11 protein-coding genes are annotated in these 14,291 nt (G+C 62.1%); 5 read left to right on the top strand and 6 right to left on the bottom strand.

The genetic code is table 11. The features are described 5' to 3' along the window. Window positions 1-95: 95 nt before the first annotated feature. The 3 genes from AC1DLV_RS12615 (at window position 96) to AC1DLV_RS12605 (ending at window position 4,884) form a co-directional block, all read left to right on the top strand. Entirely contained in the window at window positions 96-2,804 is a 2,709-nt protein-coding gene (locus AC1DLV_RS12615; protein WP_476836170.1) for a phosphoenolpyruvate carboxylase, read from the top strand. Window positions 2,805-2,847: 43 nt separating this feature from the next. Then, entirely contained in the window at window positions 2,848-4,152 is a 1,305-nt protein-coding gene (glyA, locus tag AC1DLV_RS12610) for a serine hydroxymethyltransferase (protein WP_476799900.1), read from the top strand. An 84-nt stretch (window positions 4,153-4,236) separates the two neighbouring features. Next, on the top strand, window positions 4,237-4,884 hold the full coding sequence (locus AC1DLV_RS12605; protein ID WP_476788053.1) for a LuxR C-terminal-related transcriptional regulator: 648 nt from the start codon (window positions 4,237-4,239) through the stop codon (window positions 4,882-4,884). Window positions 4,885-4,890: 6 nt separating this feature from the next. On the opposite strand, the gene AC1DLV_RS12600 is transcribed toward AC1DLV_RS12605, so the two are convergent. Beyond that, window positions 4,891-5,676, bottom strand: coding sequence for an anti-sigma factor family protein (locus AC1DLV_RS12600; protein ID WP_476799899.1), 786 nt, complete (start codon window positions 5,674-5,676; stop codon window positions 4,891-4,893). Continuing rightward, window positions 5,673-6,212, bottom strand: a complete 540-nt coding sequence (locus tag AC1DLV_RS12595; RefSeq protein ID WP_476799898.1) for an RNA polymerase sigma factor — start codon at window positions 6,210-6,212, stop codon at window positions 5,673-5,675. Before AC1DLV_RS12595 ends, AC1DLV_RS12600 begins: the two co-directional genes overlap by 4 nt. 181 nt (window positions 6,213-6,393) lie before the next feature. On the opposite strand from AC1DLV_RS12595, the gene AC1DLV_RS12590 reads away from it, so the two are divergent. Further along, on the top strand, window positions 6,394-7,776 hold the full coding sequence (locus AC1DLV_RS12590) for a S8 family serine peptidase (RefSeq protein WP_476799897.1): 1,383 nt from the start codon (window positions 6,394-6,396) through the stop codon (window positions 7,774-7,776). A gap of 57 nt (window positions 7,777-7,833) precedes the next feature. Here the strand turns inward: AC1DLV_RS12590 and AC1DLV_RS12585 are convergent, their stop codons facing one another. Continuing rightward, complete coding sequence (locus tag AC1DLV_RS12585; protein WP_476799896.1) at window positions 7,834-9,057, bottom strand: glycerate kinase family protein; 1,224 nt, start codon at window positions 9,055-9,057, stop codon at window positions 7,834-7,836. Between the two features lie 160 nt (window positions 9,058-9,217). Beyond that, a complete protein-coding gene (locus tag AC1DLV_RS12580; protein ID WP_476799895.1) occupies window positions 9,218-10,684 on the bottom strand; it encodes an SLC13 family permease in 1,467 nt (488 codons plus the stop codon). 420 nt (window positions 10,685-11,104) lie between these two features. On the opposite strand from AC1DLV_RS12580, the gene AC1DLV_RS12575 reads away from it, so the two are divergent. Beyond that, on the top strand, window positions 11,105-11,575 hold the full coding sequence (locus tag AC1DLV_RS12575) for a histidine kinase (RefSeq protein ID WP_476800076.1): 471 nt from the start codon (window positions 11,105-11,107) through the stop codon (window positions 11,573-11,575). Here AC1DLV_RS12575 and ppk2 read toward each other — a convergent pair. Next, window positions 11,568-12,440: a polyphosphate kinase 2 gene (gene ppk2 / locus AC1DLV_RS12570; RefSeq protein WP_476799894.1), complete on the bottom strand. Its 873-nt coding sequence runs from the start codon at window positions 12,438-12,440 to the stop codon at window positions 11,568-11,570. The two genes, AC1DLV_RS12575 and ppk2, sit on opposite strands and share 8 nt — an antisense overlap. Window positions 12,441-12,461: 21 nt before the next feature. After that, window positions 12,462-14,162: a SulP family inorganic anion transporter gene (locus AC1DLV_RS12565; protein WP_476799893.1), complete on the bottom strand. Its 1,701-nt coding sequence runs from the start codon at window positions 14,160-14,162 to the stop codon at window positions 12,462-12,464. Window positions 14,163-14,291: the final 129 nt, after the last annotated feature.

The raw sequence follows: 14,291 nt of genomic DNA, 5'->3' as shown, positions 1-14,291 counted from the left end.
TTTCAACGGGCGGGAAAACCGATCTGCTTGCTTTCGGGAAAACAGCATTTTCGGGATAGCCGGCTCAACGGTTCGGCGCCCCGGAACAACACGAGATGAATGGGTGCCGCTTGGAGGAGAGCAGACCACTCAGCTTTCGCGAAGACGTCCGTAGCCTGCTTTTCAGGCTGCTCCTGGCCGTCGTCAGCGAACGCGAGCCCGATATGGCGGAGGTGCTTACCGGCCGTGTGAGCCTCGATGCGCTGGCCAGCGAGCAACGCATCGCAGCGTTACAGGCCACCGGCATCTGGTTCCAGCTTGTCGCAATCGCCAATGAGCTGCTTGCCATGCGCTCGCGCCGTGAGCTTGAGCAGATGGGCGGTGCCGACGAGGTGATCGGCTCGTTTGCCAATGTCATGGGCGAAATAGCAGCCGGCGGCTACCCGGCCGAGCAGATCCAGGCCACCCTCGACGAGCTCTGCGTCGGCCCAACCATGACGGCGCATCCCACCGAGGCCAAGCGCGTCACCGTGCTTGAGATCCACCGCCGCATCTATCGCAAGCTGACCGAACTCGAACAGCAGCGCTGGGCGCCGCGCGAGCGCGAGCAGCATATCAGCGACCTCAAATGCGAGATCGAGCTATTGTGGATGTCGGGCGAGCTGCGGCTTGAGCGGCCATCTGTCGAACGCGAGATAGCCTGGGGCCTGCATTTCTTCCGCGAAGTGATCTTCGAGGCGACGCCCAAGCTTTATGACAGCGTCGAAGAAGCGCTGGCGCGCCACTATCCGGAATATGACCTCAAGGTGCCGTCCTTTATGCGCTATGCCTCCTGGATCGGCGGCGACCGCGACGGCAATCCGAATGTCACCGCCAAGACCACGTCCTATGCGCTCAATGAATGCCGCCAGGCGATCGTCGGCTGGTATATCGGCCAGGTGCGCAAGCTGGTCACCGTGCTCAGCATCAGCGCCAATGTCGTCGATATCCCTGATGCCTTCATCAAGGCGCTGGGGCATGCGCTGCACCGCAGCGGCAATGCCTCGGAGATCGTCGCGCGCAATCCCGAAGAGCCGCTGCGCCAGTTCGCCGCCGCGATGCTCGACCGCCTGGAAGCGATGCGCGGCGAGGCATCGGCCAAGCCCTATGCCCGCTCCGATGCCTTCAAGGCGGATCTGCGCGAGCTTGAGAAGGTGCTGGCCCAGCTCGGCGGCAAGCTGATTGCCAGACGCTTCGTCCGGCCCTTGCGCCAGCAGGTCGAGACTTTCGGCTTCCGCACCGTCTCGCTCGACATTCGACAGAACTCCACCGTCGTCAATCGCGTGCTGGCCGAGTTGTTCAAGCTCGCCGATCCGGCAGCCGCACCAGCACCTGACACGCCGCAATGGACCCAGCGTATCCGCGCGGCGCTGAATTCCGGCGAACAGCTGGAGGTCGACCGCCTCGCACTCTCCGAAGAAGCGCAGGAGCTGCTCGACCTTTTCGATGTCATCCGCAAGGCTTCTGCTGGCCTCAACGGTGGCGCTGTCGGTGCCTTCATCTTGTCGATGACGCGGTCGAGCGACGATCTTTTGGCCGTTTATCTGCTCGCTCAATATTCCGGCCTGGCGACTGTCATGGACGGCAGCGGAACCATCGCACTCCGCGTCGTGCCGTTGTTTGAAACCATCGGCGATCTGCGCGCCGCGCCAGAAATTCTCGACCAGCTGTTTGGCGTCTCTATCGTCCGCCGCTCGGTGCGCGATTTCGGCAACGCCCAAGAAGTGATGCTCGGCTACTCCGACTCCAACAAGGACGGCGGTTTCCTCGCCTCCAACTGGGAGTTGAACAAGGCGCAGCGGCGGATCACCGCGCTTGGCATCAAGCGCAAGGTCAAGATCAGCTTCTTCCATGGCAGAGGTGGTTCGGTCAGCCGCGGCGGTGCGCCGACGGGCCGGGCGATCGCCGCCCAGCCGGCCGGTACGATCGGTGGAGCGATGCGCGTCACCGAGCAGGGCGAGGTCGTTTCGTCGAAATTCGCCAATCGCGGAACCGGGCTCTACCAGCTCGAAATCCTCGCCGCGAGCGTCTTTGCCCATAGCGTCAAGTCGCCGAACGAAGCCGAGCTCAAGGATATCCCCGAGTTCAGTGAGGCGCTGGAAGCACTGACCGGCATGTCGCAGGCATCGTATTCCGGCCTCATCAACGAGCCGGGTTTCATCGACTATTTCCACCAGGCAAGCCCGGTCGAGGAATTGTCGCTGCTCAAGATCGGCTCGCGCCCGGCGCGGCGTTTCGGCGCCCGCGACATCTCCGACCTGCGCGCCATTCCTTGGGTTTTCGCCTGGAGCCAGAACCGTCATCTGTTGACCAACTGGTACGGCATCGGCAGCGCGTTGAACTCCTTCGTCAACGTGCGCGGCGATGCTGGTCTGGAACTGCTCAGGCAGATGTTCGAGCGCTCACGCTTCTTTCGCCTCGTCGTCGACGAGGTCGACAAGGGCCTCTACCAGTCCGACATGGATATTGGCTGTCTCTATGCCGGACTGGTGCAGGACCGTGAGGTCGGCGAGCGCATCTACCGCAAGATCTCGGCCGAATACGCGCTGACGCGGCGGATGATCTCCGAGGTCAATGGCGGGCTGAAGCTGTCCGAGCGCTTCCCGGCCTTCAAGCGGCATTTCGACCGCATCCGGCCGCAGATGGACTCGATCCACCGGCTGCAGGTGCAGCTCTTGCGAGAGGTTCGCGCCCAGGATGGCGCCACCGCCAACCCCAAGCGCGCGGTCAACGCGCTCTTGCTTTCGATCAACTGCATCTCCGCCGGCCTCGGCTGGACCGGATGACCACAAATTTGGGCGCCGCACGGCGCTAATAGGGAGGAGCCTCATGAATATTCCCACCAGACCCGGCATCGGCAGTGCCCGCCACTTCTTTCGCACTGGCGTCGCCCAGGCAGACCCCGCCGTCAGCGACGCGATGGGGCGCGAACTCCAGCGCCAGCGCGACGAGATCGAGCTGATCGCATCGGAAAACATCGTCTCCAAGGCAGTGCTTGAGGCGCAAGGTTCGGTTCTGACCAACAAATATGCCGAAGGTTACCCTGGTCGCCGCTACTATGGCGGCTGCGCCTATGTCGACGAGATCGAGGATCTGGCGCGCGAACGCGCCAAGGCGATGTTTGGCTGCAGCTTCGCCAACGTCCAGCCCAATTCGGGCAGCCAGGCCAACCAGTCGGTGTTTATGGCGCTGATGCAGCCCGGCGATACCTTCTTGGGCCTCAACCTTTCCGCAGGCGGGCACCTGACCCATGGCGCGCCGGTGAACCAGTCCGGCAAGTGGTTCAACGTCGTCTCTTATGGCGTCAAGCCAGACACCTGCCGCATTGACATGGACGAGGTGCGCGACCTCGCCAAGAAGCACCAGCCCAAGGTGATCCTCGCCGGCGGCTCGGCCTATCCGCGCATCATCGACTTCAAGGCGTTCCGTGAGATCGCCGACGAGGTTGGCGCCAAGCTGTTCGTCGACATGGCGCATTTCGCTGGCCTGGTCGCTGGTGGCGTCCATCCCAATCCGCTCGAACATGCCCATGTCGTGACCACCACGACGCACAAGACCTTGCGTGGGCCGCGTGGCGGCATGGTGCTGTCCAACGACGAAGAGATCGGCAAGAAGATCAATTCGGCGGTTTTCCCTGGTCTTCAGGGCGGACCGTTGATGCACGTTATTGCCGCAAAGGCGGTTGCCTTCGGCGAGGCGCTGACGCCCGACTTCAAGGTCTATGCCGCCAACGTCGTATCCAACGCCAAGGCGCTCGCCGAAACGCTGCAGGATGGTGGCGTCGACATCGTCTCAGGCGGTACCGACACGCATCTGATGCTGGTCGATCTCAGGCGCAAGAACCTCACCGGAAAGGCAGTCGAAGCAGCACTTGGCCGCGCCCACATCACCTGCAACAAGAACGGCATCCCGTTCGACCCGCAGGGACCGATGGTCACGTCTGGTGTTCGTCTTGGAACGCCCGCCTGCACGACGCGCGGTTTCCTCAATGAAGAGTTCCGCCAGGTCGGGCGCATGACGATGGCCGTCATCGACGGGCTTGCGGCCAATGGCGAGGAGGGCAACGCCAAGATCGAGGCCGCTGTTCGCGAAGAAACACGCGATTTGGTCGGTCGATTCCGAATCTACGACTGATTTCTGTCGTAGAAGAGCAGGCATTGCCTTGGCGAATTCGGTTGGAATGCGCCAAGGCACGATGCCGATGTCGATGGCGGGCTGATGGCGCAACAAAAGAAGCTGAATGTCCTGATCGCCGAGCGCAATCCGCTGGTGATTTCGGCTTTGCGCGACATGATCAGCCGCGACGAGCGCTTTGATTTCGCCGAGGGAGTCCAAAGCGGCGAGGCCTTCATTCGAGCCGTGGAGGAAGCGCGGCCGGCTTTCGACGTCGCCATCGTCGGCTGGAAGCTTTCCGACATGGATGCCGGCGAGGTGCTGGCCGAACTCCAGCGCCGGCAGCTTGTGGCGCGGCTGGTCATCTTTTCCAACGACCACGATGTCGGCATTCTGAAGCAATGCGTGCGGCTCGGCGCGCAGGGCTTCTGCTATCAGTTCGACGACCCGTGTATCCTGTTCGACACGCTGCTTGCGGTCGCCAATGGCCGCATCTGCATACCTTATGTCGATGTCGCCAAGATCAACGAGACGCCGCTGTCGCGCCTGACGACGCGCGAGCTCGAACTGCTCGGCGTTTTGGCCGATGGCTGGACCAATCTGCAGATCGCGACACGGACCGGGATCTCGGAGAACACGGTCAAATATCACCTGAAAAATCTTTACGACAAGCTGGGCGTGCGCAACCGCGCCATGGCGGTCGCGCTCTATGCAAGCGAGCGCAAGCGCGGCCCGCAGCCAAGCCCGAGATAGGGTTGGTCAGGGCAGGCCAAGCGCCTTTTTCTCTTCGGCTTCCGACAGCGGCGCTCCGGCCTGGGTCGTGGTCAGATAAGCATCGACAGTTTCGGAGGCCCCAGCCGGAACGTAGTCCTGGCCGGCCGCAGGTGCTGCTACGGCTAGCCTGACATCCCATTGCTGGTCGGTGCGACAAACAACCGAGACGAGCGACGACTTGGACGCGCGATGAAGCTCGAACTCACGGCAGAGCGCACCGGCTTCGTCGCGGAAACTCGAAACGAGTTTTACCATCGCGTCGCCGACCTTCACATCGGCGCCTGACGGTGTGGCGTCGAGCGCTCTGATGATGGCAGGGTCACTGATTGAGGCAACGGCAAGGCCATCCCGAAACGGCCCGCCGGCCTTGCCGGCGAGGTACCCGCCGGCACCGACGATGACGGCTGCGAGCGAGGCGGCCAGCGGCAGTGCCCAGCTCGAGCTGACCTTGCGTGGCGCCGTGCGCGGCTGGAAGATAACGACGTTGTCAGGGGCAGGCTGTTTGCTTGCGTCGACAGCTGCATTTTCACGCTGGCGCGCCTCGTCGATCAACTTTTGCACCGACCGGGTCAGCGCCTCTGGGACCGGCTCGTCGATCAGCGGCTTCAGTGCAGCCGATGCCAGGGCGCGGCTTTCCATGAAGGTGGCGACGCGGACAACGAATGCGTCGTCCGTGCCCATGGCTTCTTCGATCGCCGCAGTGGTTTCAGCGTCGAGTTCGCCATCGGCGAAGGCCATTAGGGTTTCGTCATCGAAATCGCGCCTGCTCATATCTTCCCACCTTTTACGGGTGAACGGTCGGCTGCAGGGTTTATTCCGGCTGCCTCTGCGAGATTCTTGCGGGCGCGGGCAAGCCTGCTCATGACCGTGCCGATGGGTATCGAAAGCACCTCGGCCGCTTCCTTGTAGGACAAATCCTCGATGCAGACGAGCAACAGCACCTCGCGCTGTTCGTCGACAAGCTCGTCGATCGCCACAGCCACGCTTTTCAACGTGAGCCGCGCTTCAACATCGCGTTCACCGCTTGAGCCGACGATGTCGTTGCGGTCGTCGATGTCCTCGCGCGGGCCTGCCGTCTTGGTGCGGCGAACATGGTCGATCCACAGGTTGCGCAGGATGCGGAACATCCATGCGTCGAAACGGCTGCCCGGTTCGAAACGCTCCTGTCCGGCGAGCGCCCGCTCGCAGGCCGCCTGCACCAAATCGTCGGCGAGATCGCGCGACCGGCATAGCGAGATGGCGAACCGTCGCAGATTGGGCAGGAAAGCGACCAGGCGATCGCTGACCGGAACATCGTCACCCTTCATGCAGTCGTACCCTGTCTCTCCCCCACGCAAAAAGACGAGCCCTCAGCGGAATAAGAAGGGGGTTCATCCGTTGGGCCCCAAAATGCACAAATGTAGTCAAAATGATATGGGATGCCGAAAGGCTTATGTGGATCGCTAACATTTGCAGTCGGTGCGCCATATCGCCAGGAAAGGATGAGCCATGCCCCTGAAGACCCCTTCGGGCTCACTTGCTGTTGTTTTCGCGCTGGCCTTGAGCGGGGCGACTTTTGGCGCCCCTGCGGCAACCCCGTTGCTGGCAAAGGTTTTTGGAATTGGCGTGGCGCTCGCCGATGACGACGATGATAGCGGCGGTGGTGGCGGCGGAAGCTCCTCTGGCAGGAGCAGGGATTCCGGCTCGTCGGCGCAAGGCGTTGGAAAGGGGCGCAATCCTTTCGACTATTTCCGCAAGTCCGAACCGCGCCGGAAGGCAGTTGCACGCCCAGTTCCCGCACTTGTGCGCCAGGCGCCGCAAGAGATCGTGGCACTCGGCCTGGATGGGGGCGCGATCGCGAACCTTGTCGCCGCTGGCTATTCGATCAGCGATCGCGCTTCCGTCACGCTGGTGGGGGCCGAAATCGTCAAGCTCAGTATTCCCAGCGGCACGACGCTCGAAGCGGCGAGGACGCAGGTAGCGGCGGCTGCACCCAACGCCGTGGTCGACTTCAACCATTTCTACCGGCCCGACCAGGACCGTGCCGACCCTTGCGGTGCGGACCAGTGCCTGGCTCGTCATTTCGTTGGCTGGCCCGCGACCGAGGCGATGCCGGAACGCTGCACGGCCCCGGTACGGATCGGCCTTGTCGACACGGCGATCAATGCCGAGCACCTCGCCTTTGCCGGCGGGCGTATCGAAACGATCAGGCTGGGGATGGGCGATTTGCCTGACTCCGCGCGCCAGCATGGCACTGCGGTGGCGGCACTTCTGGTCGGATCCGCCGAAAGCCGAACGCCCGGTCTTGTGCCCGGTGGCGAGCTCGTTGCCGTCGATGCGTTTCAGCGCACCGGCAATGACGACCGTTCCGCCGTCTACGATCTTGTGCGGGCGATCGATCTGTTGGCGGGAAAGGGCGTGCTCGTCATCAACATGAGCCTGACGGGCCCCGCGAACCTTCTGCTCGAACGAACCGTCGAGTTGGCTGCGCAGCGCGATATCGTGCTGGTTGCGGCTGCCGGCAATGGCGGCCCGCGAGCGGCCCCGCTCTATCCCGGCGCCTATGAGGAAGTGATTGCGGTGACCGCGATCGACCGGCGCAAGAATGCCTACCGGCGCGCGGGCGCGGGCGACCATATCGACATCGCGGCACCAGGCGTCCAGGTGTGGACGGCGGCCTCGGTCAAGGGTGCCTCGTCCAAGACGGGCACGTCTTTCGCAGCCCCCTTCGTCACGGCTGCTGCGGCGATGATCAAGGCTGCCAATCCGCAACTCAAGGCCGACGAAGTCGAAGCCTTGTTGCGTCAAGGTGCCGAAGACCTGGGCAAGCCCGGCAAGGACCCGGTGTTCGGCTGGGGCCTGCTCAACGCACGGTCGATCTGCCAGAGCTGACAGCAGCCTCACGAAAAGCCGCCACGAAATTCGTGGCGGCTTTTCGCTGCCGTTTCGTCAGGCGGCGGCGCGGGACGGGGTTTTCGCGCGCGAAGTCTGCTTTTGACTACGCCTGATAGCACTGGCCTGATTGAGGCGCATGCCGACCAGGATCATGCGCGAGGCGTCCTCGGCGGCGCGCACCAGCAACTTCGAGGCCGCCCCGATGGCTTCGTCGAGGCTGCACGGGCGCTTGAGGATCGAGGCGAAGGCGTCGATGCCATGCTCGAAATTGAGCGTCACGCCCTTGCCGATGGTGCCGGCAAGCGCGATCACCGGCAGGCCTGCTGCCTTGGCCCTGTGACCGACCTCCGCCGGCACCTTGCCGAATGGGGTCTGGCCATCGAGGCTGCCTTCGGCGGTGATGACAAGATTGGCACGGCCGATCAGACTGTCGAGGTCGAGATAGTTCATCACGATCTCGTAGCGCGGGTGAAGTTTCCCCGATAAAAGTCCAAGCACCGCAGCACCCAGCCCGCCCGACGCGCCAGCGCCTTCAGCCGCCCCAACGTCGATGCCGGTGGTGGCAAGGATATGCGCGGCGTAATTGTCCATGGCCTGCGCCAGAAGCTCGACCTGCTTAGGCGTTGCCCCTTTCTGCGGACCGAAGACCCGTGCAACGCCACGCGGGCCCAGCAGCATGTTGTGCCAGTTGACAGCGGCATCGATGCGTACGTCGTTGAGACGCGGGTCGCGGCCTGACATGTCGATGGTCGCGAGCCTTGCCAGTTCCGCGCCACCTGCGGCGAGCGGCCGGCCTTCATTGTCGAGGAACCGCACGCCAAGTGCTTCGGCCATGCCAGCGCCTCCGTCGTTGATGCCGCTGTCGCCGCAGCCAAGCAGGATGCGTTCAGCACCTGCGTCGAGTGCCGCCTTGATAAGTTCGCCAACGCCACGGCTTGTGGTGAGGCACGGATTGCGCCTATCGCGTGGCACCAGGCGCAGGCCGGCAGCTGCGGCCATTTCGATGACGGCGGTGCGTACCGGCGCCCCGCCCAGGAAGCCAAAGAAAGACGGCGCGGGGTCACCGACCGGCCCGGTCACTGTAAGGCAGTGCATGGTACCGCCGGTGGCCGCGATCAGTGCTTCGGTGAAGCCTTCGCCGCCGTCGACCATAGGTGCCTTCAGGATCTTTGCTTGCGGAAATGCACGCAACACGCCTTCGCCGATACAGTCGGCCACTTCGTTGGCGGACAGGCTTTCCTTGAAGCCGGAAGGCGCGACAAGAACGGTGAATGTCATGGAAATAACTCCTCGTCTTCATGTGAACGATGGAGGAGAAACGGAAGCCGGCCAGCGTTATTCCGTTCGAAAAATAAAAAAGATTACAATGGCTTAAATGAAAATAGCCAAGCCATCGCTGGCTTGGCCATATTAGGTCTGAACAACGCTTTTCCTAGCGTCAGAGCGGTATGCCGAGCATCGGCCAGGCGAAGATTGCGACGACCCCGAGCAAAGCGATGAAAGGCACAAAAAGCAGCGCTGAAAGCCACAGCAGATCGGCTGCCGAAAACGCCGGCGGCTCCATCCCGCCGAATAATGTCACTGGCTTGGCCGAGACCATCAGCGTCTGGCAAAAGCCGCTGCCGAGCGTGACGACCAGGATCATTGCGGCCGGGTTCACGCCGAGCCCGGCAAGCGGCAGCGCCAGTGCGGGGATGAGCACGGTGGCGCGCGCGGTGCGCGAGGTGATCACGATGTGGGCAAGCGCGGACACGGTTGCGGCAAAGGCAATCAGGATCCACGGTTGAGGGGCGACCGAGCCCTGGAAGGCTGCCATGACGCGGTCGACCACAAGCTTGGCAGCGCCGGTTTCGAGCAAGGCCTCGCCAATGACGAGCGTGGCAGCAAGAAACAGCAGCAGGTTCCACTCGACGCCCTTGAGCGCGGCCTTGAAGGTGATGCCCGAGACGGATTTCGAGGCGACAACAAGCGCGCCTACAAGTGCGACAATCGGCAGGCCGACACCGTGCAGGCTGCCGGTAGCCCACAGCGCGACGGTTATGCCAACGACGGTGAGAATGATCTTGTCGCGGCTGGAGAATGCTCCCGCTGCCCCGTCGGCATGTGTCACCAGCGCTTTGCGGTCTTCGCTTTTGAGGAACACAAACAGGATCAAGCCGCAGGCGATGAGGCTGGAGATCAGCGCGAAGGGCGCGCTCAGCATCGCCCAGGTGGCGAAGTCGACGGGCTCGCCCGAAACGCGCCTGATCGCATCAGCCGCCACGAGGTGAGCGCCGGCGCCGGTCAACGAGGCGGCGGCCGAAAGCAGGATCACTGAGGGAAACAGCAAGGCAAGCGCGCGCGTCACTGTCGGCCTGCCGATGGCCGCCGACAAGCTCAGGAAGATAGGCATCAGGATCGCCGCGCGCGCCGATGTCGACGGGACAAGGAAGGCTGTGAGGAAGATCGCTGCCGTCGTTGCCCAAAAGGTGCCTTGCACGGTTCGAAACGGCGCGAGTATGCGGAAAGCGCAACGCTCGGCAAGACCACTCTGCTTCAGCACAGCACCTATGACGAAGGCGGCGAGCATCAGGACAACGATCTCGCTACCGAGTGCTGCAAAAAGCGCCTGCTCGTCGACGGCACCTGCCAAAACCAGCGCCAGCGCACCGGCCAGCGCAACCGGTGTTTCCGGCAGGTCCATTACCGTCCAGGCAATCAGCGTGGCAGCGAAGACCGAGAGCGCGACGCGCATATCGGTCGACAGGCCATGCATGCTGGCAAAGATGGCGAAGGTCGCGAAAGCGATCAGCAAGACGCCGACGAGGATGCGCACCAAGCGCACGGATATCTGCCTTTCAGTGGCTATCGAAACGGCAGCAGCCAATGCGTGCGCGTCGGTGGGCAGCGCTGGGTTTTCCGACATCGGGCCTCTCTCCTTGGATACGCGCTGCGGCCAATGATCTTGAGCGCAGCGTGGCTGTCGTGGTGTCGGCAGGGAGAACGGCTTGCCAGGCGCCTTATTCCACGCCGGCAAATGATTTTTCGTGGCGATGGAGCGGAAAAGATCGGAGGGGGAGCGTGTTGGAGGGATCGTAATTTGCCCGGAGAGCACCTTACCGATGACGTTGCTCATGCCACGCGTTGGAACTCGGCTCGGCCTTCAAACGAGTGGCACTCCATATTGCTTATCTGGACATATGTTGAAGTCAGTGTTGCTACAAACTATGATGCCTGCTCCGCCGACAAAAGCTATTTAGCTGCGGATAGAGAGGCATAACGGAGGAACGAAACAGCCGTTACAGCCGGCGGGCCTGTCGGTTTCGATCTCTTGGTGGAGCAGAAAATGGCCAACATTAAAGACGTTGACGTGAACGCAACGCCTCCGAGTGCCGAGCAGCTTCGTTTGGCCCTCCTCGAAGAGCAAATGAAGGAGGCGGAGAAGCAGGAAAAGCTACGCGCGCAGGCAAACGACGAGCTTGCGAAATTCACCAACAGTTTCCTCAAGGACCAGGTGAGCGAAAATGAAATCGCCATGGTCCGGCGCCTCGTGGTGAATGCCGTCAAGAACGGAAAATTCGAGGCGATGGTATACAGCTTCCCATCAGACCTTTGCACTGACGGTGGACGCGGGATCAACAGTGCTGATCCCCAATGGCCTGAAACGCTCCAAGGTAAGGCCAAGCAGTTCTATGAACGCTATCTCAAGTTTGCCAAGCCGCAAGGCTACAAGCTCAAGGCCATGATCATCAATTTCCCCGGTGGCATCCCTGGGGATGTTGGCCTGTTCATCAACTGGGAGCCTGACGTTAAGTAGCCTCATCCATCGCCGGCTCGGAACGCTGCGGCACAACGGGTTGTCCAAACAGATCCGGCACCACGTTGTGCGGCGTTGGGTCGTCGACGAAGTCGTCGGGGCGCTTCTGGCGCTTGCCGAATTTGGGCACCTCGAACGCGAGGCGCTCGTAAGGAATCGAACTTAGAATGTGCGAAATGCAGTTGATGCGCGCGCGCTTCTTGTCGTTCGACGGCACGATCCACCAGGGCGCATGACGCGTATCGGTCATGCGGATCATTTCGTCATAGGCACGGGTGTAGTCCCACCAGCGATTGTACGATTCGATATCCATGGGGCTCAGCTTCCACTGCCGAAGCGGGTCTTCGACACGCTGCTTGAAGCGCTTTTCTTGTTCATCCTCGCTCACATCGAGGAAGTACTTGAGCAATGTTATTCCGCTTTCGACGAGGGCGGCTTCAAACCTCGGTGTCTGTTCGAGAAAGCGTCGCGCCGTCTTCTCGCTGCAAAAACCCATCACACGTTCGACGCCAGGGCGATTGTACCAAGAGCGGTCGAAGATCACGACCTCGCCTCCGGCCGGCAGGTGCTGAATATAGCGTTGCATGTAGATCTGGGTCTTCTCTCGGTCAGTCGGGGCAGGCAAAGCCACGACACGGAACACGCGCGGACTGACACGCTCGGTAAGGCGCTTGATCACGCCGCCTTTGCCGGCAGCATCGCGCCCCTCGAAGATGATCGCGATGCGCGCCCCAGATTTTTTCACCCACGCCTGGAGATAGGCAAGCTCGACCTGAAGCCGAGCGAGTTCTTTCGTGTAGCTTCTCCCTGAGTCCGCCTCGGCCTTTGCTACTTTGTCTTTGTCCTTGTCCTTGTTCTTACCCATCTTCTTCTCCTTTCCGCACGATCAGTGAAGCCTAGGTGACACTGAGGTCTGAGCCTCGAACGCCTGATAGGCGTCCTCCAGATTGTCGAAGACCATGTGGGGGCCGATGCGCTCGATCACGCCGGCCCGGCGCAGCAGTTCGCGCGCTTCGGCGTGCAGCTCCGCCATGGCAAGACTGATACCGCGACCGCGAAGCTCGTCGCAGAGTTCGCCCAGCATTTCCGCTGCCGAGCTGTCGATCTGGGCAATCGCGCTGGCATCTATCACCAGCCAGCGCGTATCGGCAGGCAGTCCAACGGCAATGGATCGCAGCCGGGTCTGGACATAGTCGGCATTGAAGAACAGCAGGCTGCCCTGGATGAGGCAGGCGGCGATGCCGGGCACCTGACGGGCTTCGGGCGCCCGATGCAGCTTGTAGAAGCCCTCATGGCCCGGGACCCGGCCCAGCATGGCATCGCGGGGGAACATCAGCTTGTGAAGAATGAAGACCAGCGACGCGCTGATCGCGATGACCACGCCATTGAGGACGCCAAGGCCGATCGGCCCCCACATGGCGATCAGCGCGAACACGAACTCGATGCGGCTGACACGCCAGACCTGCCTCAGCGCAGCAAGGTCGATAAGGTTGATGGCGGTCGCGGCAAGTATCGCGCCCAAGGCTGGAATAGGAATGATCCTGAGGGCCGGCCCGAGAAAGAGCAGCGCCGCAATCAACGCTGCCGCCGCAACAATGCTGGTCACCTGCGAGCGGCCGCCCACTGTCAGGTTGACGGCCGTACGCGAGTCGGAAGCGGTGACCGGAAAGGCGCCGAAAAGCCCGGCAGCCAGGTTGGCCGCGCCAAATCCGATGAGTTCGCGATTGGGATCGACCGGTTGGCCGGCTTTTGCTCCAAAACTGCGGGCCGTGATGATGCCCGAGCCGTAGCTCACGAGGAAGATAGCCGCGGCGCCAAGCGCCAACGTTTCGAAAGGAAGCCCGGCGGCATGTGGCAATGACAGGGACGGCAGGCCGGTAGGGATATCGCCGACCACGGCAATGCCGTGCCCTTGAAGATTGAAGACGGCTGAAAGCACCGCTGACAGCACCACCACCAGCACTGGCCCGGGCACCGGAAAGCGCGTGATCCGCACCACCTGCAACAGGCCGAACATCGCCAATGCCAGGAAGAGAGAGGGCCAATGGATCAGGTTCGCCTTGCTGAGAAGCTCGAGTATGGGCCTGAGCAGGCCTTCTGACTCGATGCTTACTCCGGTGAAACGTTTGATCTGCCCGATCAGGATCGAAAAGGAGACGCCGGTGAAGAAGCCGGTCAGGATGGGACGCGACAGGAATGTCGCCAGAACACCAAGCCGAAGCACCCACGCAGCCAGGCAATACAATCCGACGCCAAGCGCGAGCATTGCCGCAATCGCCGTGCGGTCCACTGCACTACCGGCTGGCATACTTGCTGTGACTGCGACCAAGGTCGCCGCAAGAACGGTCATCGTTGCCGCGTCTGGGCCGACGATGAGTTGGCGCGACGGGCCAAAGACCGCGTAGGCGACCAGTGGTGCGATGCTGGCGTAGATGCCGGTCTCTGGCGGCAGCCCCGCTATCGCCGGATAGGCGATGGCGCTGGGAAGCCCGACCGCCGCAACCGCGAGCCCAGCGGAGACATCACTGCGAATCCAGTCCCGCTTGTAGCCTGCGAGGCCAGCTGGCACGTGAAGGTTCAAGCCCACTCAAGGGATCCTTGTTGCCCGCAATATATTAGAAGATTTTCATATATTTAGCCAGTTTTCAATCTGTCTGCATTTACTGATAGATGCGCCATGTGCTGTGGCACGGGCGACGAGATCGAACGCCGGCAT

This window comes from Aminobacter sp. 01T433 (assembly GCF_056398585.1).
This window is presented reverse-complemented; position numbering and strand designations above follow the sequence as displayed.